Raw genomic sequence first — 20,598 nt, forward strand, 5'->3', positions numbered from 1 at the left:
GCTAAAGCGCGAGAAAGCGAGATCCTTCGGGCCTGCAAGGGTTAAATTATCTCACAGCATCCACAGACCCGCCGTCAAAATCAAACTTATCATGATCGTCCCTATGCCAATGGCTTTAAACGGCACCTCCCGTAAAAACGTCCGCTCCCGATACGCGCCAAACCCCTTGGCATCCATCGCCCCGGCGGTTTGTTCCACGCGCCTTATCGCCCCGGTGAATACGGTCACTAACTGACCCCGACGCTGTTCCAGTCGCTCCTGGATCCCTCGCGGTTGCCGGCCCATCCGGAGTTTGCGGGCGGCCGCAGCCTGCCTGCCTTCCTCCGCCAACAATGGCAGAAACGTCAGCGCCATCGAAATTCCAAACACAAACCGGTACGGCAACTTCAAACGGGTTGTCATGATCACGACGAAATCCTTGGGATCGGTGGACTCGATATAAGCCAGCGAGGACAAAAACAAGCTAACCATCCGCAGGGTCACCGCTGCGGCGTCGCTTAGTGCAACCCCCGAAATCAGCAGAGGTCCCTCGGTACTGCCCTCTCGAAGCTGTACGGCTAGTGCAGTTACAACAAATAACGGCAGGCCAAAGCCGAGGATCCATGCGAACCGCCGCAATAACCGGTGCCAACTCATCCCGGCCCCCAGCTTAGCCGCTACGATCAACGTTAGCAACAAGACGATCTGCCGACGCGGGTCGTCCCAATGCATGGTGAGCGCAGCAAGGCAAGCTAACGCGACCAGTTTGCTGAGCGGATCAAGACGGTGAAGGAATCGGCCACCGTACTCTTTGCTATACTCCATCGTTAACTCCCCCCTCCTGCGTAATACTCTTTCTTTAACAAGGAATACATCAGCAGATCAACAAAGCCGCTCTCCGTCCATTGATACTGCCGAAGCAGTCCTTCCTCCAGGAATCCGAACGCCTTCAGCAGCCTGCGAGAAGCGTTGTTCCTCGGGTCGACCAGCGCCTCGATACGGTTTAATCCCATCGTTTCATACCCATAGGCGAGCAGCATCCGCAGTGCTTCCGACATATATCCATGCCCCCAGTACTCCCGGCCCAAGTCGTAGCCGATCTCGCCGCGATAGGCTCCGGCCAGCTCCCAGACATTAAATCCGCAGCTGCCGATCAGCTTCTTCTCCTCCTTGAGCTCTATGCCGAAGCGAAGCGTGTCCTCGCTCTCGGATAAACCGTTAAGTAGGTTAATCATCTCCCAAGTGTCCTCTACCGAGGTGAACGGCGGAAGATTCATGTACTTTATTACCTCAGAATCACTCCAATAATGAAACAAAACCCCTGCATCGTTCCGCTCCATCCGCCGCAGCCGCAGCCTTTCGCTTTCCAGCACGGGAATGTCCCCGCCGCATCTAAACACGATTTCCAGTTCCCCCTCGCCGTTTCCGCTTCTGCATGTTTGAGTGATGTTCAGGGATTTGTTCTTTCTCCATTACAACACCCTTTTATAGATAATCATATCGGAATAAACTCGTCAAAGGGGAAGGGCAAATTTTACAGAGGGGCGATTTTCCTTCCAACTTTTCGGTGATACTATTATAGACATAGAGAGCTTTACGGATAGGCTCGCAAGGAGGAACCCACGCAGATGGTATTTACGATCGTTATCTTGGTTTTGCTGCTTGCCGTATTGGCATTTGTGAGCGGTGTGCCGCGCTTTGCGGTTCGCCAGATCACCCAGATGCGGCTGCAAACGAATGAGAGTATTTACGAATATTTAGAACGAACGGGTGTATATACCCGCGAACAATTCGAGCGGTTACCCAAACAAGCGGTACAGGTAATGTCCCGCGACGGATTGAAGTTAAACGGGTACGTGCTGGAGTTGTTCCCCGAGAGCCACCGCTGGATGATCATCGTTCACGGTTATACGGTCTCGTTGCTCGCCTCAACGCAATATATCGAAATGTTTCAAAAGGCGGGCTTTAACATTCTGCTCGTGGATCAACGCCGGCATGGCGGCAGTGAAGGAAGCTACACAACCTATGGTTATCAAGAGAAGTACGATGTCCAAACGTGGGTACATTGGATCCTTGAGAATTACGGGGAAAGTAGTGTGATCGGCCTTCATGGCCAATCCTTAGGGGGCGGAACGGTTCTGGAGTATCTCTCCATTGCCCATCCCAATGTGAAATTCGTCATCGCCGACTGCCCATACTCGGACCTGACGGAGCTCATGCGCCATCAAATCTCCAAGCTGAACAGGCTGCCGGCCAAGCCGCTCTTGCCGCTGGTTGACAAGCTGCTGCAGCGCAAAGCCGGCTTCCGACTGCATCAGGTTAGTCCAATTAAGGCCGTCGAAAACAGCAAGTTACCGGTGTTGTTCATCCATGGCATGGAAGACAACTACGTACCGACCTATATGAGCCGAGAGATGTACAGTCAAAAACCCGAACCCAAAGAACTGCTGCTCGTGGAGGGCGCGGTCCACGCCAATGCCTACGGCATCAATCCGAAGCGGTATACCGATCAGGTTCAGACCTTCATCGAGAAGGCACTAGGCGCGGATGAACAATCCACCGCTTATTTACCAAGCATCTGACTTTGAGCCATGACGATATACTGATCCAAGCGTTGGCTTAATTCCAGAATCGTGCCGCTGCTAAAGTTGTCTTGGGTAGCGGCATTCATTAATTCCAGACGCAGGTGCTCAATGGTCGCCTTCAGATCATTGCTGATTTTGTTATTGGTACGGCTTACGCCTCGGAGAGTTTGAGGTACCATAAAATCACCTTTTCATTAATCTTGTCCCTATTTTACCTCATGATGCCAAAAAACATATTTTGCAAATTTGATAAAAATTAGCACTCGGTGTCGGACTTTGTAAGAAAAAATAGTCCCCCCTCCGCAGGAATGCTATCCCTCGACAAAAAACTTATTTATAATAGATTTTATTACTGCCGACGGCCTAGGTCAGCCTGCAGTTTCAAGGAGGGAATAACGTATGTTTCATGCCAGCGAATACAGCGGCTCCCGCGAAGAGCGGCAGAATGCCGTCTTGTCGCAGCTTCAAGCGCTCATTTACGAGGAAAGCAGCCAAGTAGCCAATTTAGCCAACGCCGCGGCGCTGCTGAACTTTTTCTTAGATGATATCAACTGGGTCGGCTTCTATTTGTTCGACGGCCAGGAGTTAGTACTTGGGCCGTTCCAAGGCCTACCGGCCTGTATTCGGATCCCGCTCGGCAAAGGCGTGTGCGGGACCAGTGCGGAACGCCGAGAAACGCTGCGGATCGAAGATGTCTACGCCTTTCCGGGACACATCGCCTGCGACGCGGCGTCCAATAGCGAGATTGTCGTACCGATCGTCGTGGGAGACCAACTCATTGGGGTACTGGATATCGACAGTCCGCTGAAGGGGCGGTTTGATGCCGAAGATCAGGCATTCCTGGAGCAATTTGTGGCGACGCTCGCCAAGCAGTTGTAGTTGACAGACCCACATAACGTGGGGAGTATGTTGCGGGATTTGCTCGTTCCACGAGCTCTATAGGCCTTTGCGCGTTTTCCGCGCAGGGGTCTTTTTTTGACTGTTACCTTAGTGCCCGCCTCGCTCTCCCGCTTTGGGTTCCCATTCTATCAATTTTATGCGATATTTCATTCATATCCCGCTGCCTTCGCCTCGTTTGCTCCTATTCTGTTCGATTTTTCATACAAACTTCCGGTTTCAGGGCCTTACTCTCTCCGTTTTATACGATTTTTCATACAAATCCTCCGTTCGATAGCAAGCTCTCCCCATTTATACGCGATTTTTCATATACATTCCTTATCCCAGGTTTACCCACGTTCGATAAAAAAGAAGCGCGAGCATAAGGGGCTAGACTGCCCTTTATGCTCGCGCTATTTTATCCTGCCATCCCAAGCGCCGCGGCTTAATACCGCCAGAGATTAATCTTCTCCCGGCTTCGTGACGATAACCATGCCCTCCACATGCCGTTTGCTCATCAGTTTGCGCTTTTTCCGGTTCTCCTTCGAATCAAAGACGATATCAAGATCGTAGTCCTCCGGATATAGCGACTCGCTCTTGAGATATGGCTTCAACCGTTTATGGTTGATTTTGATTTTCTGTTTCTGAACCTGAACCCATGCCATTCCTCGAGAATCCGGGGGTTCAACGACGATGCCGATTTTTCCAATGGACGTCACCAGGACAGCGTCGCCAACCTCAAACTTGCGGGAGGGTTGGATCGCCGCTTCGGCAGCTTCTTCGGGGGCTCCTTCCGCCTCCTTCCCATCACCGCCTGTCTCTCGGCGACCCCGGGGCATTGACACGGCTGGCGCTGAGGATCGCTTCGGCGGCACGATTTCGTCCCACCGCATGCCCCCGCTTCCAGAGCCATCAGTGAATTGCTGTCGGCTGACGATATGCTGCGAGCGTTCGATGATTCCGCCGGACATCCCTAGCTTACGGGCAATTTCGATCGCATAGCTGCGGCCGGATTGCCCGATGGTCAAGCGATACAACGGGCGCAGCGTCTCAGCGTCAAATTCCATACGGGCGTTCTCGAAGCCCTCCGCTCGAGAGGCAAACGTCTTAAGTTCGTTAAAATGCGTCGTAACCATCACTGTAGAACCTTTGCGTGCGAACTCCTCCAGTACCGCGATCGATAACGCGATCCCTTCCCCCGGGTCGGTACCTGCGGCCAACTCGTCGATCAGCACCAAGGTAGACGGCCTTGCCTCCTGTAAGATTTCCACCAGGGCACCGATCTGAGCAGAGAAAGTGCTGAGCGACTGCTCCAGGTTCTGTCCGTCCCCGATGACCGCGCGGATGCCTTGGTATACCGCAAACCGGCTGTCCGACGAGACCGGCACCAGCAGGCCCGATTGCACCATCAAGGACAGCAGACCCACCGTCTTTAGGACAACCGTCTTCCCGCCGGTGTTAGGGCCGGTGATGATCAGCGTCCGGTAATCGGCGCCAATCGCTACATCCAGAGGAACCATCGTTTGCAGCAACTTCGGATGCTTTGCCCCTCGAATCACCGTGTCACCGCTCTCGCTCAGCTGTACCGGGGCACCGCTAATCGCTGCCGCATATTTCGCTTTTGCAAATATGAAGTCGTACGTCCCCGTGATCTCGATGTTCCGAACAAGGACAGCGGCTTCTCGTTCGACCAATCCGGCGAGGTAACCTAAGATTTTGGCCTCCTCCCGGGCTTCCTCTCCTTGAAGCAGCTCCAGCTCTCCCTGCAGCGCCGCAACCTCCTGCGGTTCGATGAACACCGTCTGCCCGCTGGTCGACTGGTCCAGCATACGCCCGTTGACTTGCTTGTAATAATCCTTTTTGACCGGAATCACATATCTGCCACCGCGGACGCTCACAATGTTCTCTTGCAAAATGGAAGCATGGCGAGCCATGACGGACTGAATGCGCTTCTGAATCCGCTCCTTGACGACCGCGATTTTCTTGCGCGTCTTCTCCAGCTCCCGGCTCGCTTCATCTGTGATCACCCCGAACCGGATACAACGAAGGATCTCCTGCTGCAGCGAGGGTAAATCTTGTAGGTCGGTCGCATAAATGCCAATTCGCCAGGCCATTTCGCCTTTAGAGGCCATATATTTCTTCAATTGCCCGCAGCTGTGCAGGAACGTCTGCACCGCCATCAGATCTTGTTCGGTGAACAAATAACCCGTGCCTAGCAAAGAGACGACCCACTCAATCCCTTCCAGAGAGGGCAGCGGTACACTGGCCCCTTTCCCGTATAAAGCGAGCGCTTCCGCGGTTTCCGCGATCGCTCGTTCGATCACCCGTTTTTCCACCATCGGCGTAAGTTGCTCGATTCGATGCCGACCAGCATAAGATACCGCGTATCCCAGCAACTCCTGCTTAATGCTCTCATATTCCAACGTACTACTCGAAAATGTATTCAAGGTAGAACCTCCTTCAATGGGTTGTCATTCCTTCTTTTTGATATCAAAAAAGGCAAAGGACGGCACGTATGCCATCCTTTGCCTAGACCTCTCCCGCTGATGCCGATCAGAAAATCAAAAAAGCCGTGCTGAAAACAGCACGGCTTCATCATGATCATGATGACGGCAGCTAGGGAGAAGCTGCAAGATGTCCCGCGTGTGTTCTTAACTCATTCATAGACCGAAACAAGCGTACGGAAAAATACGGGCGCGCTCCGACTTCAAGCGGCACGTTCCTGTACCCTGTGTAACCGTCTCTATGAAGTTAACTAGTTAAGAACTTTCACCGACATCAATATCTCTCCTCTTTAGAGGTAATTCAAAAAGTCATCTTTCGATCACGAAGTGGGCCAAGAAGTAATTTCGACATCGAATCTTGAATTCACCCGGGCCTTCCGTTGCTCTCGTAGCCTCCGGCTACGCTCCGCTACTCAGTCCCTAGCTTCATTCAACCTTCTCGGTGCTCCAAACCTGACTTTTTGATTTTCATTAAATAGGTAATTCAAAAAGTCATCTTTCGATCACGAAGTGGGCCAAGAAGTAATTTCGACTTCGAATCTTGAATTCACCCGGGCCTCCCGTTGCTCTCGTAGCCTCCGGCTACGCTCCTCTACTCAGTCCCTAGCTTCATCCAACCTTCTTGGTGCTCCAAATCTGACTTTTTGAACTTCATTGAAATGAGGTAATTCAAAAAGTCATCTTTCGATCACGAAGTAATTCAAAAAGAAGGAATACCTTTAATTTACCAAAAAGAGGCGCTATTCGTCAAGAATCCGAGTTTATGCGCACTTCATCCCTTTTTGAGTGGAATATCTTGCTAATTGAGTGAATTGATTAATTTTATTCTTACGATCATTTCATGTATTATATATGGGGCGTTAAAATTGTTAACTCGGCATTAAATTCAACTAAAGGAGCTTTTGCGGAAAGGAAGGAAACGAAGTGTCACAATTCAATCGCATCCGGCTCGCCAACATCAAGCCGTTTGTCTTTTTCTCCGTCATTATGATCTTGAAGATTTATCTCGTCTGGACGGCCATTTTTGATGGAGTTCCTGCTTGGGGGCCATTGCTGAAGGAAATCCCGTTTATCTGGGTTTTGTTCTGCCTGATTGAATGGTTCTCCTCCAAACGTAAGATTGGCCTTTATCTAACTGTAAACTTGATCGTTACCGCGATATTCTTCGCAGCCGTTATGTATCATAAATATTATGGGGTAATCGTAAATTATACTGCCCTGCAGCAGGTCAATCAGGTCACCGCCGTGAAGAACAGCGTGTTCTCCCTGCTGGCGCCTTATTATTTGCTGATCTTTCTGGACATCGTAGTAATCGGCTTCTGGCTGTTCCGGAAGAAGCGTGCCGAGAAGCTTAAAGCTTTCTTTAATCTAAAAAAAGCCAGCACTGGCGTAATCGCCGGCATCTTCGGCTTCTCCCTGCTGCTGTGCATCTTCAACATTTGGCCGAACCGGGCCAGCATGAACGAAATTAAGCAAGCCGAGCAAATGGGCATCCTGAACTATGAGACGTACACGATTTTCTCCAGCACCAAGAAGGAAGAGCTGGTCGATAAAAACCAGATCTCGCAAGCGAAAATCGATAAGTTGAAGGGCATTACCGCCCCGTCCGATCCGAAGTATTTCGGTGCTGCCAAAGGCAAGAACCTGATCATCATTCAGATGGAATCGTTCCAGAACTTCCTAATCGACCTGAAGATCGACGGCCAGGAAGTGACGCCGAACATGAACAAGCTGGTCAAGGAAAACACGTACTTCAACCATTTCTATCAAATGGTTGGTCAAGGTAACACCTCCGATGCTGAATTTGTCGTCAATACCTCATTCTATATTCCATATAATGAGGCGGCGACGCAAAACTACCCGGACAAGGAATTGCCGAGCTTGCCGAAACTCATGCGGGATCAAGGTTATGATACCGCGACGTTCCATACCAACGTCGTTGATTTCTGGAATCGCGGCGAACTGTACAAAGCGATTGGCTTTAACCGTTATTATGACCAGAAATGGTTTGGTACAGAGGACACCGTATTCTTTGGACCTTCAGATGAAGTGCTGTACAAGAAAACAGCCGAAGAGCTGGACCGCATGCAGCAAACCGGACAGCCTTTCTATACCCAAGTCATCTCGATGACGGCGCATCATCCGTTCACGACGCCGCATGAGAAGGATAAAATCCAGCTGCCGGAGCGTTATCAGGACAATATGGTTGGCGATTATCTGCGGGCGCAAAGCTATGCAGACTACGCGTTGGGCCAATTTATTCAGGACTTGAAGCAAAGAGGCATTTGGGACAACAGCGTCGTTATGATCTATGGAGATCATCTTGGCTTGCCGATGTATTCGCTGGACAAACATGGACTTGAGCTGATGAAAGAGATCTACGGCCGAGATTACAGCTATATTGATATGATTAACATTCCGATGCTCATTCATGCCCCTGGCGTCGACACGCCTGCGGTTATGAACAATGTCGGCGGCCAGGTTGATATCCTGCCAACGGTGGCTAACCTGCTCGGCGTGAATCTCGATAACCACATCCACTTCGGTGAGGATATTTTGAACCAGACGTCTTACAACTTATTACCGCAGCGTTATTATCTTCCGTCCGGCTCGTTCCTGAACGATCAGGCGTTATTTATCCCAGGGGTTTGGTACAACGATGGTACGAAGTACCCGCTGGCGAAAGATGGCGTGAAGCAAGCATTGACGACGGAAAGCGAATATAATCGTGCGCTTGAACTGCTCCGCCTCAGCGACAGTTACGTGCAACAGCTGCCCGACCGGGTGAAAGAAAACAAAGAATGACACGAGGATTTGCAAAAAAATCAGAGCCGCAGGCATCCCGAATCGGGATGTCCTGCGGCTCTCTTTTCTTCACCCTTACAACGCCGGAGTGGCAACTCCCTCCATTGCTGTTTTCTCTAGCGCTTGCCTTTGGCATTCCTGGCTTAATCCGCGTTCATGAAGCAACTCCTGCTCTTTCATGCGTAGATGCTTACGCCCTCTCCAGCGGAAGAATGAAAACACGCCGCGGATATATTCGTCGCTGATCATGCTGGCATAAATCGCAATGATTCCCCAACCCAGCGATACCCCAAATAAATACGAACAACCGGTTGCCACCACCGACATGAAAATCAAGGAGATCACCATTGTGTAACGGGTGTCCCCTACTGCATTCAAGGAGTTGCCAAGTGCCATGTTAATCATTTTACCAGGCTGCAGCAGCAGATTCAGCCATAGCAACGCAGCGCATAAGGCCAAGATATCGGTATCTTGCGTAAACAGCCCCAGTAGCTTGGGACCTAACAACACGAGAATAAACGCGTTGACGATAACCAGCGGCAGTCCGAAGGCCAACACCCGGTATACCGCACGATACGCTTCCTTCGTTTTGCCTGCTCCGTAAAGATGGGCGATCTGAATTTGCGCCGCCATTGCCAACGAGAAACCTAACATGAAGCAAAACGACTCCAGCGTATTCATATACGTCCTGGCGGCCAGTTCGGTGGAGCCAAGCACCGCGAGGAACGAGAAGATCGCCAGCTGCGAGAACACCCAACTCGCCGAGTTGACCCCAAGCGGCCAGCCGATCACGAGCACTTCCTTGAATAGCTTGCGGTCAAACACCGGAATATCCTTTATCCCGATCCGCCGCTGGAACGTACCCAGGAAAATAAACAGCAACACAACCGTAGCGATCAACCGGCTAATCACCGTTGAGATGGCTACCCCGGTTAACCCCCATTGCGGAAATCCGAAGGCTCCGAATATAAAGCAATAGTTCATGAAGATATGGATGACGTTCATGCCGATCGCCGTAAACATCGGGCCCTTCGTATTCCCGGTGTTGCGGATCGCCGTCCCTAGCATGGAGATCATCGCGGTCAATATCATCCCGCCGCCAACGATGGAAATGTAGACTTTGGCCAGCGGCAGCAGTTCGTCCGGAAGCTGCAGCATCGTGGCGATCGGCCCCGGTACGGCGATCAGCAGGATACTGAGGAAGATCCCGATCGCAGCCGTTACTTTAAAGGCAATAATGGCAACGGTCCGGGCATCCTCTTCGCGGCCCGAGCCGATCTTCTGGGCGATGACGATCCCCGCGCCGCTCGCTACCGTAGCAAACAGCGTAGTCAGCGCATTAAACAGCTGGTTGGAAAACCCGACTACCGCCACCGCATTATCGGATATGCGGCTGACCATCAACGTGTCGACGGTGCCCAGCAGGATTTGCAGGAACAATTCGATAAATATAGGCCAAGCGAGCAGCCAGAGGGAAAATTTATCCTTCTCGCCGCCCTTGATTTTCTTCATTATTACAACCTCCTGGATATCGGAGAATCCAATGGACTCCCTGTCATCGTGTTAACATGAAACACATTATAGATGTTAACTTCATCTTGATGTATCATTGAATCAACTCAATCTTTCAATATTCCAACTTAAGAGGAGCTGGTACCTTTTGCCTCCTATTATTGAATTTACCGCGCCCCCACTCCCTCACTATATCGTCAGCGGTTCGGCGGTTATTCCAGTGGGCGGCAAGCATCCGAGCCGGCAAAATATCGGCGCCTTCGACCTATTAGTCGTCGAACACGGGCGTTTATTCATCGGGGAGGAAGGACGCGATTACGAGGTGACGGCCGGACACGCCTTGATTCTCCGTCCCGACTGCTATCACTATGCGCTGGAAGGCTGCCGGGAGGATACTCTGCACCATTGGCTGCATTTTCAATTAATGGGCGATTGGAGGGTTGTTGAGGACGAAGCCTATCGGCATTGCGGATGCAGCATGACGGATAAAGACGTCCCCGGTTCGATCTCCCTGCCTCCGTTTACCGCTACGTCGTATATCGTCCCCCTGCCCCAATATACGAAGCTGGCCCAGCCGCAAAAGATCATCACCCTGCTGAACGAACTGGTCGAATTGAACCGAAACCTTCATTTGGACAGCGTCCGGCTGCGCCAGCAGGCCCTTTTTCAAGACGTGATCGTGGAGTTATCCGCCTCGTCCGCCCCTGCCGGACTTCCTCCGCAGTCGGCCTGCGCCGAGAAGGCGGCCTCCTATCTACGCGAGCATTACTGTGAGTCCTTTTCCGCGCAAAAGCTTGGAGAGAGCATCAATTTCCACCCGGTGTACATCGCCCGTTGCATGCAGAAGGTGTTCGGCTGTTCGCCTGCCGTTTATCTGCAGCGCCTTCGCATCGAGCAAGCCAAGTTGTTGCTCCTTCAAACGGATCTGACGATCGAGCGAATTGCCGAACAAGTCGGCTTTAACCAAGCCGCATATTTCACCGCCTGCTTCAGTAAGACCGAAGGGATGTCCCCGCGGAAATATCGCCAGCGATTCACTTGGAACAATGAATAGGCTACCTGTTTCCGTGATCCCGGGGATTGGTTTTTTGATTATCGCTCAGGACTCCTCTATAATTCAAAGAAACCGCTTTTTTACTTAAGCCAAATGGGGGAAATGGATTGACACTTGTGAAAATATTTGCCGACAGCATCTCGGATCTGCCGGAGACCTGGGCCCGTGCATATGATATCGGCATTGTTCCGCTTTATGTCGTTTTCGGCGAGACCGCCTACAAAGATAAACTAGAGATTACCACCGCCGACATCTATCGGCGGGTCGATGAGGACGGAGTCTTGCCCAGAACGGCAGCGCCGGCCCCGGCCGATTTCATCGCCGCTTTCTCACCTTGGATTGAGCAAGGGCATACGATCGTGTATATCAGCATGTCATCCAAGCTCTCTTCCTCTTACCAAAACGCATTGATCGCCGCAGCTGAATTTCCCGAAGGACGCATACACGTCGTGGATTCCCTGAACGTTTCCGGCGGTATTGCATTGTTGGTTCTGAAGGCTGCCATCGCCGCCAAGCAGGGGACCGGACCTTCCGAATTGGTCAGCATGCTGGAGGAAATGCGGGAACGGGTCGAAATTGAGGTGTTAGTGGACAGTCTTGACTACTTGCATAAGGGGGGGCGCGCTTCCAGCGTTCAGTATATGATCGGAAGCTTGCTTAAAATCCGGCCCGTGTTGAAAGTGAAGGAAGGGCTGGTCATCTCCGCCGATAAATACCGCGGCAAAACCGAGAAAGCAATCGAACGAATGCTTCATAACTTCATCGACAACGTCCACAAGGTTGATCGGGAGCTCATCATCGTCGCACAGACGCTAGCCGAAAAAGCCGCCGGCTTCATCAGGAATACCCTCCTTGAAAAGACGGATGTCAAGGAAGTATCTATTATTGAAGGCGGATGTGCCATCTCCTGCCACTGCGGCCCACGAACGGTCGCCATCATGTACCTTCGGCAACCGAATTCCGCCATATAAGCTAAATTTGGACAGCCAGCAGATATACAACCCGTGGAGGAGCATCTCTCATATCAAAGAGGCCGGGCGAAGGGATAGGTATCCCTCTGCTCGGCCTTTCCTTCATCATGCGGTGCTCAATATTTTCCGAATTCCCGATCCCTTAGTCAAGAAAATATGACCTATATCACTTCTTCCCCGGATCGATATCCTGCGGGCGAAGCCCTTCCCAAATGTTCGGGATATTCACCTTGGATGGATCATCAAACACGAGAAAAGCCGTCGGCAAATAACGCTCACCGTATTCGGACGAAGGCTTGTTGGCGATTTTGCCGCCTTCTTTCACCAATACGGTAGACGAACCACCATCTAGGTTGGCGGCGATCACTGCGCCATGATCGAGCATGATCTGCTGGACGTCGTATAAGCTGGCACCGATACTGTACCCCGGCTGACGCCCATCGATGACGACGAACAGGATGGCCCCGTCTTCGCGTTGCCCCATGGCCGTCCGCGGGGCGATCCCCCAGCCTTCCTTTTGGCTGCGGATTTGCCCTTTTCCATTCACGATGATTCTCGGCTGAAACGTCACCGCCTCCTGGATCCCCAGCTTATCTAGCTCCTCCAGCGTATATTTACCGGCAATCATTTTCCCCTGCTTATCCAGTCCTACGATTTGCGTCGCCGCGCCTGAACTGATGCCGTTGTAATACAGCTTACCTTGCGAGATGACCACGCCAATCGGCTTGAAGCCGTTGCCCTTCCAGTTCGGATCGGCAAACCCGCCGCCGTTAACGCCGGCGATAGCTCCGGTCCGCTCTACCATGCTGGAGACCTTCTCCCCTTTGCCTCGTTTGACCGGCACGCCTAAACGAATTTTGGTCGGATCGTTGACGGTCATCACATAGCCGTGGTAGCTGTTTCCAGAGACTTCCTCAATTTCGACGAGCGGCTTCTCCGCCTGTGTATCCTCTTTACCTGTGTTCGATAAGTCAATCGTATGGGTGTCCTTCTCCGTCCCCATCTGTTCGAACCGAGCCTGGTAAGCGGCTACCCGCTTGTCCAACTCGGCTTGCCCGATGATATATTTTGCCCAATGGCGATGCTGCGTCGTAATCAACGTATCCGCCATCAAAAATCGCATATTATTGCCGGACGGGGTGAAGAACAGCCAGATCATCGCCGCCGTCCCGAGAAGCATCATGGTTATAATCAATCGGGACAACAGAAAGAAAAATCCACGCTTTCGCCGTTTCTTGACGGACGTGCGTTTCTTGGCACCCGTTCCCCGCTTCACCGACGCACGGCTAGGTAATGTAGGCGTTGGCATGATGGTTGTCTCTCCCCTTGCTCTCTAATATAGCTTGCTGTACATTAAACGTTCATTCTAGTCCGAAAGTTTCACCCTTATAAAGATGGCCCGCGATCGCAACCAACGATCACGGGCCCATTCCTCAAAGAAGCGACCACCAAATCTTCACTGCCGTGAAGGCGATGATGACCACCAATCCGTAGCGCAGATATTTCACGTTGATTTTCGCCCCGAACCAAGCCCCCAGCGGGGCCCCGGCGAGACTGCCGAGAACGGTGTACAGCACCGGTTCCAGCGGGATGGGCATCGTCGCGATTTTACCAACCACCCCGCCTATAGCAGAGAACAACACAATGGCCAGCGACGAGGCAATCGTGGTACGGGGTGGGATTTTCAGGATCGTCAACATGACGGGAATGAGCATAAACGCTCCCCCGGCACCAACAATGCCGGAAACAATCCCGATCAAAAACGCGGAAGCCATCGCGATCACGCGGTTGAAGGAGATTGCCTCTGCCCCCGTTTCCGGCACTGCGCGATTTGGAATAAGCATCAGCACGACTGCAACGGCTGCCAGGATGCCGTAAACGAGGTTGATGACGCCACTAGCCAGATAACCCGAGACCAGCCCTCCGAGCAGGCTGCCGACCAAAGTGCTGCCTCCCATATACAAGACGAGCCCCTTGTGGATGCCGCCTGCCGGCGTTGTCCGCCTGCGGAAGGCCAGTACTCCGGAAAGGGAGGCGAACAACACCTGAAACATGCTGATCGAAGATACCTCCTGCCCAGTGAAATGGGCCGCCCCAAGAGCCGCAGGAACAAACAGTAGCAGCGGATAATTAATAATCGCACCGCCAATGCCTAATAATCCGGAGAAAAAGGAGCCCACAAGCCCCAATACCACCATTACCGCAAACAGCAAAACATCCATACTCCCACTCGACTCCTGTCTAAGGTCCCTCGTGCAAATTCCTTTTCGTTCCTCTGTACTTCCGGGCTAGTAACCGTTATAATAAATACCAAGTAATCTTATAAGAAAAAGGTGATGATTCTTGCGCGCCACTTTGAAGAAACTGTTCGAAAGCCGCTGCCCCAATTGCAGCCAGCCGCTCATTTCCGAACGGGACGCCGATCGTTCTTTGAAGACCTGTCCGCAATGCCACTATAAGGAAGAAACCTATCTTTCCCTGGGCGTCACCGTCGTCTACAACGAGACCCGAAACGACTTTAAATAACGCTGCATTTCCTATCGTAACATACTTAAAACCCACCTGCATCAGCAGGCGGGTTTCTTCTCCATACACAGATTCATCGCTGCTCTTACCCGGCAAACTTCCCCGCGCAAGGCATATAATTGCTGAAATCCCCGTCTTCTTAAGATGCGGGCGGCTTTCATGGCAGCATAACGGTTGTCTGTCAAAATAAGAACTGGGTCACCAGGCGATAGCTCCTTACTCCAAACAAATGGCAATCGTCCCAATGAAATGTTGATCGTTCCGTCCAGGTGGCACTCCTCATAATCGAAGGCGTCCCGGACATCCAGCTTCTTCGTCTGAGGTGGAACTCCGAACCCGCATAGGGCCCCGGCCTCCACAAACGTCAGACCCGAGACAGGCCATATCAACCGCAACAAATACCCACAAACGGCGGCGGCAGACAAAATTCCTCCAGCTATGACCAGCATTCCCGTCACTCCACTTCGTCCTGCCAGGCCATCATCCCGCCGATCATGTTAACCACGTTATAACCTCTCTCACCCAGCAGCTCACAAGCCAGACTGCTGCGTCCACCGCTGCGGCAGATAACAATGACCTCTTCCTTCGAATCAAGCTCGACGTGCCGTTCCGGCAACTGTCCCAGCGGAATATGTTTAGCTCCCTGAATATGGCCTTCGGCCCATTCGAGCGGCTCCCGAACGTCCAGAATATATACCGGTTCGCCCCGTTTCATCCGCGCGGCCAGCTCGGCCGGGGTAATTTCCTTCTCTGGCTGAAATGCCATGTTCATCTTCTCCCTTCAGGTTATCTGCTCTTGACCAATAACTCGACGGCTTCCTTCACCAAATGGCTGGTGTTGCCCCCTTGGATCTGCTCCTCCAAAATGCACTGCTGCAGGTTGTCCGCAACGATTTGCGCCATCGCTCTGTCCGCGGCGCTGCGTACCGCAGAAAGTTGACTTACAACTTCCTTGCAGGGCTTCCCTTCCTCCATCATCCGAAGTACGCCGCGCACTTGGCCTTCTATACGTTTCAATCTGCGTTTGACTTCTTCCGCATATAGATGTTCCTCATTCATGTCCCGCACTCCTTTCCGTAAACAAACGTGCCTGACTCTCACTACTCAATACCCCTACGGGTATTTATTGTAGTGAATAATTCCCCCAAAGTCAACCCAGCTATCCTCAAATAAAAAGAGGGCGGAATCTCGCTCTCCGCCCTCACGCACTTTACGATATGTGATTTATTTACGATTAGACACTTTATCCCATTCCGTATCCAGTTGTTTCAAATAGGCATCGATATCCTTCTTCTGGAGGAAACCTTGGATTAACGCATCCAGCTTCATGGCCCCTGGAATGTAGTGGTCCGCAAAATCGGATATTTGTCCCGCTGCGAAGGCTTCCTTAAAGCCGTCCATGATTGGATCGCTTTGCGATACACCGGTAATGGCCGGGAATGCTTTCTGTTCATCGATATATTGCTGTACATTTTCCGCTTCTAATAAGAATTGGACGAACTTCGCGGCTTCTTCCGGATGTTTGGTGTTCTTAGCAATCGTAAGCAACGTATCTACGCCAGAAATGACCTTGTTGCTTGCGGAATCATTGGTTGCAGGCAATGGGAACACGCCCAGTTCAATCGAAGGATTGGCCTTTTGGATTTCCGGAATCGCCCATACCCCTTGCAGATACATCGCAGACTCACCCTTGGCAAATGCCGTATTCCCATCGTTGTAGCCTTTGCCGAAGATATCCTTTTGCCCGTAATCCAGGAGCTTTAACTGCTTCTCTGCGACTTCTTTAAAGGCATCGGCGAACTTCACCGTACCTTCCTGGCGTTGCTTGAAAATATCAGTTCCTACGATGCTTGGTTCCAATGCATTAAACGGGACTAGCACAGTCCAAGAGTCTTTATAGGTCAGGTAGAAGGCATTTTTCCCGTCCGCTTTGAACTTCTCAGCGACGGCAATAAACTCATCCCACGTTTTTGGTACTTCTACCCCCGCCTCTGCAAAGATCGCTTTATTATAAATGACACCGCTGGCATTTGCGGAGAATGGAATGCCATTAACTACCTTGGTTCCTGTCAGATCGTTCATCATCTGAATATATGCGGGTTGAATCGAGGAGAGCAGCTGATCCCCCGTGAAGTCCTTAAACATGCCACCGGCCGCCAGCGATTTGTAAGCATCCGTTGCGCCCATCCCTACAACATCGGGAATATCATTTTTGGCCGCTCTGGTTTTAAGTACGGTTTCCGCGTCAGGCGGGTTAACCTGAGTTACTTTGATATTCGGGTTGGCCTCGTTAAACTTCGCAACCAGCTTGTCGAACGTCTCTTTCGCTTCGGTTTTGTTTTGGAAAAATTCGATTTCTACCTTCTTGCCCGAAGAGGCTGCTCCATTTCCGGATGCCGTTCCGGAGTTGCTTGCTTCGCCATTATTCCCATTGCCGCAAGCGCTAAGCATGGATAGAGCCAACAGACCTGCTAATACGGGTGCTACGATTTTTTTCATCGTTTTGAATCCCCCTGATCATATAAGTTTTTGGGACTAAGGACTTCACAGAAATCCAACGTAAACGTTTACGTTTTAGGCGTAAAAAATGTGCTGTTGCCGTTGCATGAGCCCATCTCACGTACCCAATATTGAGGGCAATCGTCGAACTCAACCCGGCTTCTGATTTTACGTAAACGCTTACCTAGAATATATCTCCGGGAAATTTGTTTGTCAATCCTCTTTTCGAATTGCCAATCACTTCTTAGAGCCTATCCCCTCCCCCAATCAAAAAACAAAGTTGACAAATAAAAGGACACGATCTAAAATTCGAGTAAGCGTTTACGTATTCTCCTTAGGCTTCCTTAATCGGTTCCAAATTTAAAGCGGATGAGGCTGAGTAATGATGAATCCAACCATAAAGGATGTCGCAAAAAAAGCGAATGTCTCTATCGCAACCGTGTCCCGGGTGCTCAATAATTTGCCAGGGTATTCGGATCGTACGAAGGCCAAGGTATATCGGGCGATTGAAGAGATCGGTTATCAACCCAATGCCATAGCCCGCGGCTTAATCAACAAGAGAACCCAAACGATCGGCGTCATGTTTCCAACGGTATCGAGTCTCTTCTCTTCCGAGATTCTCCGTGGCGTCGAGGACTTTGCTCAAGACAATGGATACAGCGTCGTGGTTTGCAATACCGATTCGGATGGTAAGCGAACGCTGAAGTATTTGCAGGTGTTGCGCGAGAAGCAGGTCGACGGCTTGATATTCTCCAGCGAAGTGCTGAAGGATGAATACTATCAGACCCTACAGCAAATGCAAATCCCTTATGTGCTGGTATCGACCGAATGCCAATACGACAACGTTCCGTATGTCAAGGTCGATGATTTTCAGGCGGCCTATGATGCCGTGGAGTATCTAATACGTTACGGTCATCGAAAAATCGCGCTGCTCAGCGGGACAAAACACGATACGATCGCCGGGATCCCCCGAATCGAAGGGTACAAGAAAGCCCTCGAGCAACATGGCATCCCGGTTAACGAATCGTATATCGCCTATGGCGATTTCCTATTTGAAACAGGCTGCAAAGCGATGGAAGAGCTCTTGACCCATGCTCCGGATCTCACCGCGATATTTGCCGCCAGCGACGAAATGGCTATCGCTGCTATTTCCGTAGCTGCCAAGCATGGAATTAAGGTTCCCGATGAGTTATCCATTATCGGGTATGATGATTTGAAGCTGGCCCGGATGTCGGTTCCTCCTTTAACGACCGTCCGTCAGCCATTGTATGAGATGGGCAATCTTTCCTGCCAAAAGCTGATTCGCATGATCCAAACGGAGGAACCGGAAAGCAGCATGATCATGGACCACTCCATTATTGAAAGGCAAACGGTGAGGCCGTTTGGTTCTTAACCCTCTAACCGAATGTCCTTCATGCAAATAACGTAAGCGGATACGATAAAGCTTGATATCCATATGCCGCTCACGTTTTTCTTTGCACGTAACGTAAACGTTTACTATCTGTTTGTCGAAGAACCATTTTTCACTTTGAGGAGGAACTCCCATGACCAAACGCCGTGCGGCCTTTTATTGGATGACCTTACCCGCTCTCCTGCTATTCTTTGCTTTCCACACTTATCCGGCCCTTCAAGGCATATTTTATGCGTTCACGAACTGGGACGGCTTTAGCGGCGGGTACGAGTTCATCGGCCTAAAAAACTTCGTGAATGTGTTCAAAGATTCCAATGTGCTGGACGCCTACATCTTTACATTCAAGTATGCCATTACGGCGACCATTCTTATCAACGTCCTCAGCCTGCTGATCGCATTGGGGCTAAATGCAAAAATCAAGGCGAAGAACTTCTTCCGTGCATTTTATTTTCTTCCTAACGTCCTTGGCGTTCTGATCATCGGATACATTTTCAACTACCTGTTCTCCAACGTCTTCCCTGTATGGGGCGAGCAGCTTGGGAGCGACTTATTATCGACCAACCTTTTAGGAAATCCGGACTGGGCATGGATTGGCATCGTTTTTGTTGGAGTATGGCAAGCCATTGCTTACAATACGATTCTTTACCTGGCAGGGCTCCAAACGATTCCGACCGACTTGTATGAAGCTTCGAGCCTTGACGGTGCCTCCAAATGGCAGGAGTTCTGGAAGATCACCTTCCCGATGCTCGCTTCTTTCTTTACCATCAATATGGTGCTGGCCATGAAAGGCGGCCTGATGGTATTCGACCAGATCGTCGCGTTAACCGGAGGGGGTCCCGGGACGGCTACGCGCTCCATTGCGCTGCTGATATATCAAGGCGGATTCACCGGCGGCGAGTTTGCTTATCAATCGGCCAATGCGGTCATCTACTTCATCGTGATCGTCGCGATATCCTTGTTCCAAATTAAAGTTCTGCAAAGACGGGAGTTGGATCAACTATGAAAAAGAAAATCAATTGGCTCGCGACAATACTCATTGCGCTTGGCTCCCTTTTCATTTTGTTCCCGCTTTACATGACAGTCAGTATCGCCTTGAAAAACCCGGAGGAAATGGCGAACTCTATCTTCTCCTTGCCAACCGGCCTACATTTCAGCAATTTCACGCGGGCCATTGAAGCCACCGACTTCTTTCAGGCTCTTGGGAATAGCATCGTGGTAACGGTCGTATCGGTTGTCTTTATCCTATTGACCAATTCCCTGGTCTCTTATGCCATTGCTCGCAACATGAACCGCAAGTTCTTCAAAGGTCTGTATCTTTACTTTATCAGCGCGATGTTCATTCCGTTTCAAATCATTATGCTGCCGGTCGTGAAAGTCACCACCGAGCTTAGCATGAACAATATTCCCGGCTTGATCATTCTGTACATTGTATATGGCCTGCCGTTTAACGTCTTCGTCTATGTCGGGTACATCCGCTCCGTGCCGATCGAACTGGAAGAAGCGGCTAGAGTGGACGGCACCTCCACCTGGGGGACCTTCTGGCGGATCATTTTTCCGCTGCTTGCACCGATCAGCGCTACGGTTGCCATCTTGTCCAGCTTATCGGCGTGGAACGATTTCCTTCTCCCCCTCATCCTGTTAGCTGAACCGACCCAATATACCCTGCCTCTCGTGCAGTACGTGTTCCAGGGCCAATTCAGCACGGATTATAATCTGGCCTTCGCCTCCTACTTGCTGGCGTTGCTGCCGATGGTGATCGTCTATCTGTTCCTTCAGAAATGGATCATTAACGGGATTACCCAAGGGGCAATCAAAGCCTGAATGCAAACACAAAACGACCCAAGCCTTCGTGAATACACGGATGGCTTGGGTCATT

The 20,598-nt window shown here is 51.1% G+C and carries 20 protein-coding genes; 9 read left to right on the top strand and 11 right to left on the bottom strand.

Features of this window, described 5'->3' with window-relative positions; genetic code table 11:
• Window positions 1–51 precede the first annotated feature (51 nt).
• Both KJS42_RS17305 and KJS42_RS17310 read right to left on the bottom strand, forming a co-directional pair.
• Window positions 52–804 (bottom strand): energy-coupling factor transporter transmembrane component T family protein, encoded by a 753-nt coding sequence (locus KJS42_RS17305; protein ID WP_193416621.1) that lies wholly within the window; start codon window positions 802–804, stop codon window positions 52–54.
• A 2-nt stretch (window positions 805–806) separates the two neighbouring features.
• On the bottom strand, window positions 807–1,379 hold the full coding sequence (locus tag KJS42_RS17310) for a GNAT family N-acetyltransferase (RefSeq protein ID WP_193416622.1): 573 nt from the start codon (window positions 1,377–1,379) through the stop codon (window positions 807–809).
• A gap of 228 nt (window positions 1,380–1,607) precedes the next feature.
• Between KJS42_RS17310 and KJS42_RS17315 the strand changes: the two genes are divergently transcribed.
• Window positions 1,608–2,561, top strand: coding sequence for an alpha/beta hydrolase (locus tag KJS42_RS17315; protein ID WP_213623594.1), 954 nt, complete (start codon window positions 1,608–1,610; stop codon window positions 2,559–2,561).
• Here the strand turns inward: KJS42_RS17315 and KJS42_RS17320 are convergent.
• Window positions 2,543–2,743: an aspartyl-phosphate phosphatase Spo0E family protein gene (locus KJS42_RS17320; RefSeq protein ID WP_155607258.1), complete on the bottom strand. Its 201-nt coding sequence runs from the start codon at window positions 2,741–2,743 to the stop codon at window positions 2,543–2,545. The genes KJS42_RS17315 and KJS42_RS17320 overlap by 19 nt on opposite strands.
• 220 nt (window positions 2,744–2,963) lie before the next feature.
• Here KJS42_RS17320 and KJS42_RS17325 point away from each other — a divergent pair, with 220 nt between their 5' ends.
• Window positions 2,964–3,443 (top strand): GAF domain-containing protein, encoded by a 480-nt coding sequence (locus tag KJS42_RS17325; RefSeq protein ID WP_155607259.1) that lies wholly within the window; start codon window positions 2,964–2,966, stop codon window positions 3,441–3,443.
• 458 nt (window positions 3,444–3,901) lie between these two features.
• Here the strand turns inward: KJS42_RS17325 and KJS42_RS17330 are convergent, their stop codons facing one another.
• Window positions 3,902–5,887 carry an endonuclease MutS2 gene (locus KJS42_RS17330; protein ID WP_213623595.1) on the bottom strand — a complete coding sequence of 662 codons (1,986 nt, stop codon included), beginning with the start codon at window positions 5,885–5,887 and terminating at the stop codon, window positions 3,902–3,904.
• A 981-nt stretch (window positions 5,888–6,868) separates the two neighbouring features.
• Here KJS42_RS17330 and KJS42_RS17335 point away from each other — a divergent pair.
• The gene (locus KJS42_RS17335; RefSeq protein ID WP_213623596.1) at window positions 6,869–8,749 is read left to right on the top strand and encodes an LTA synthase family protein; all 1,881 of its coding nucleotides are present in this window, start codon (window positions 6,869–6,871) and stop codon (window positions 8,747–8,749) included.
• Between the two features lie 75 nt (window positions 8,750–8,824).
• On the opposite strand, the gene KJS42_RS17340 is transcribed toward KJS42_RS17335, so the two are convergent.
• On the bottom strand, window positions 8,825–10,261 hold the full coding sequence (locus KJS42_RS17340; RefSeq protein ID WP_213623597.1) for an MATE family efflux transporter: 1,437 nt from the start codon (window positions 10,259–10,261) through the stop codon (window positions 8,825–8,827).
• 148 nt (window positions 10,262–10,409) lie between these two features.
• Here KJS42_RS17340 and KJS42_RS17345 point away from each other — a divergent pair, with 148 nt between their 5' ends.
• Both KJS42_RS17345 and KJS42_RS17350 read left to right on the top strand, forming a co-directional pair.
• Entirely contained in the window at window positions 10,410–11,315 is a 906-nt protein-coding gene (locus KJS42_RS17345; protein ID WP_213623598.1) for a helix-turn-helix domain-containing protein, read from the top strand.
• Between the two features lie 107 nt (window positions 11,316–11,422).
• The gene (locus KJS42_RS17350) at window positions 11,423–12,286 is read left to right on the top strand and encodes a DegV family protein (protein WP_193416628.1); all 864 of its coding nucleotides are present in this window, start codon (window positions 11,423–11,425) and stop codon (window positions 12,284–12,286) included.
• A gap of 166 nt (window positions 12,287–12,452) precedes the next feature.
• On the opposite strand, the gene KJS42_RS17355 is transcribed toward KJS42_RS17350, so the two are convergent.
• Together KJS42_RS17355 and KJS42_RS17360 are read right to left on the bottom strand one after the other, a co-directional pair.
• On the bottom strand, window positions 12,453–13,595 hold the full coding sequence (locus KJS42_RS17355; protein WP_193416629.1) for a phosphodiester glycosidase family protein: 1,143 nt from the start codon (window positions 13,593–13,595) through the stop codon (window positions 12,453–12,455).
• Between the two features lie 124 nt (window positions 13,596–13,719).
• The gene (locus tag KJS42_RS17360) at window positions 13,720–14,508 is read right to left on the bottom strand and encodes a sulfite exporter TauE/SafE family protein (protein ID WP_155607265.1); all 789 of its coding nucleotides are present in this window, start codon (window positions 14,506–14,508) and stop codon (window positions 13,720–13,722) included.
• A gap of 121 nt (window positions 14,509–14,629) precedes the next feature.
• On the opposite strand from KJS42_RS17360, the gene KJS42_RS17365 reads away from it, so the two are divergent.
• The gene (locus KJS42_RS17365; RefSeq protein WP_167521247.1) at window positions 14,630–14,812 is read left to right on the top strand and encodes a hypothetical protein; all 183 of its coding nucleotides are present in this window, start codon (window positions 14,630–14,632) and stop codon (window positions 14,810–14,812) included.
• 41 nt (window positions 14,813–14,853) lie between these two features.
• Here the strand turns inward: KJS42_RS17365 and KJS42_RS17370 are convergent, their stop codons facing one another.
• The 4 genes from KJS42_RS17370 to KJS42_RS17385 form a co-directional block, all read right to left on the bottom strand.
• A complete protein-coding gene (locus KJS42_RS17370) occupies window positions 14,854–15,261 on the bottom strand; it encodes a rhodanese-like domain-containing protein (protein ID WP_213623665.1) in 408 nt (135 codons plus the stop codon).
• Window positions 15,262–15,266: 5 nt separating this feature from the next.
• The gene (locus KJS42_RS17375) at window positions 15,267–15,578 is read right to left on the bottom strand and encodes a rhodanese-like domain-containing protein (RefSeq protein WP_213623599.1); all 312 of its coding nucleotides are present in this window, start codon (window positions 15,576–15,578) and stop codon (window positions 15,267–15,269) included.
• A gap of 20 nt (window positions 15,579–15,598) precedes the next feature.
• Window positions 15,599–15,871, bottom strand: a complete 273-nt coding sequence (locus tag KJS42_RS17380) for a metal-sensitive transcriptional regulator (RefSeq protein WP_155607269.1) — start codon at window positions 15,869–15,871, stop codon at window positions 15,599–15,601.
• Window positions 15,872–16,036: 165 nt separating this feature from the next.
• Entirely contained in the window at window positions 16,037–17,311 is a 1,275-nt protein-coding gene (locus tag KJS42_RS17385) for an ABC transporter substrate-binding protein (protein WP_213623600.1), read from the bottom strand.
• A gap of 385 nt (window positions 17,312–17,696) precedes the next feature.
• Between KJS42_RS17385 and KJS42_RS17390 the strand changes: the two genes are divergently transcribed.
• The 3 genes from KJS42_RS17390 to KJS42_RS17400 all read left to right on the top strand — a co-directional run bounded on the left by KJS42_RS17390 (window position 17,697) and on the right by KJS42_RS17400 (window position 20,543).
• Window positions 17,697–18,704 (top strand): LacI family DNA-binding transcriptional regulator, encoded by a 1,008-nt coding sequence (locus KJS42_RS17390; RefSeq protein ID WP_213623601.1) that lies wholly within the window; start codon window positions 17,697–17,699, stop codon window positions 18,702–18,704.
• A 151-nt stretch (window positions 18,705–18,855) separates the two neighbouring features.
• Complete coding sequence (locus KJS42_RS17395; protein WP_213623602.1) at window positions 18,856–19,725, top strand: carbohydrate ABC transporter permease; 870 nt, start codon at window positions 18,856–18,858, stop codon at window positions 19,723–19,725.
• Window positions 19,722–20,543, top strand: a complete 822-nt coding sequence (locus KJS42_RS17400) for a carbohydrate ABC transporter permease (protein ID WP_155607273.1) — start codon at window positions 19,722–19,724, stop codon at window positions 20,541–20,543. Before KJS42_RS17395 ends, KJS42_RS17400 begins: the two co-directional genes overlap by 4 nt.
• The last annotated feature ends 55 nt before the right edge of the window (window positions 20,544–20,598 follow it).

This window comes from Paenibacillus sp. J53TS2, from assembly GCF_018403305.1.
In the GTDB taxonomy this organism is placed as follows: domain Bacteria; phylum Bacillota; class Bacilli; order Paenibacillales; family Paenibacillaceae; genus Fontibacillus; species Fontibacillus rhizolycopersici.

Bases quoted from the DNA above. Each gene is read 5' to 3' on its own strand.
- KJS42_RS17325 (WP_155607259.1), top strand. From the start codon at position 2,964: ATGTTTCATGCCAGCGAATACAGCGGCTCCCGCGAAGAGCGGCAGAAT.
- KJS42_RS17355 (WP_193416629.1), bottom strand. From the start codon at position 13,595: ATGCCAACGCCTACATTACCTAGCCGTGCGTCGGTGAAGCGGGGAACG.
- KJS42_RS17340 (WP_213623597.1), bottom strand. From the start codon at position 10,261: ATGAAGAAAATCAAGGGCGGCGAGAAGGATAAATTTTCCCTCTGGCTG.
- KJS42_RS17315 (WP_213623594.1), top strand. From the start codon at position 1,608: ATGGTATTTACGATCGTTATCTTGGTTTTGCTGCTTGCCGTATTGGCA.
- KJS42_RS17380 (WP_155607269.1), bottom strand. From the start codon at position 15,871: ATGAATGAGGAACATCTATATGCGGAAGAAGTCAAACGCAGATTGAAA.
- KJS42_RS17400 (WP_155607273.1), top strand. From the start codon at position 19,722: ATGAAAAAGAAAATCAATTGGCTCGCGACAATACTCATTGCGCTTGGC.
- KJS42_RS17320 (WP_155607258.1), bottom strand. From the start codon at position 2,743: ATGGTACCTCAAACTCTCCGAGGCGTAAGCCGTACCAATAACAAAATC.
- KJS42_RS17360 (WP_155607265.1), bottom strand. From the start codon at position 14,508: ATGGATGTTTTGCTGTTTGCGGTAATGGTGGTATTGGGGCTTGTGGGC.
- KJS42_RS17390 (WP_213623601.1), top strand. From the start codon at position 17,697: ATGAATCCAACCATAAAGGATGTCGCAAAAAAAGCGAATGTCTCTATC.
- KJS42_RS17370 (WP_213623665.1), bottom strand. From the start codon at position 15,261: ATGCTGGTCATAGCTGGAGGAATTTTGTCTGCCGCCGCCGTTTGTGGG.
- KJS42_RS17305 (WP_193416621.1), bottom strand. From the start codon at position 804: ATGGAGTATAGCAAAGAGTACGGTGGCCGATTCCTTCACCGTCTTGAT.
- KJS42_RS17385 (WP_213623600.1), bottom strand. From the start codon at position 17,311: ATGAAAAAAATCGTAGCACCCGTATTAGCAGGTCTGTTGGCTCTATCC.
- KJS42_RS17375 (WP_213623599.1), bottom strand. From the start codon at position 15,578: ATGGCATTTCAGCCAGAGAAGGAAATTACCCCGGCCGAGCTGGCCGCG.
- KJS42_RS17395 (WP_213623602.1), top strand. From the start codon at position 18,856: ATGACCAAACGCCGTGCGGCCTTTTATTGGATGACCTTACCCGCTCTC.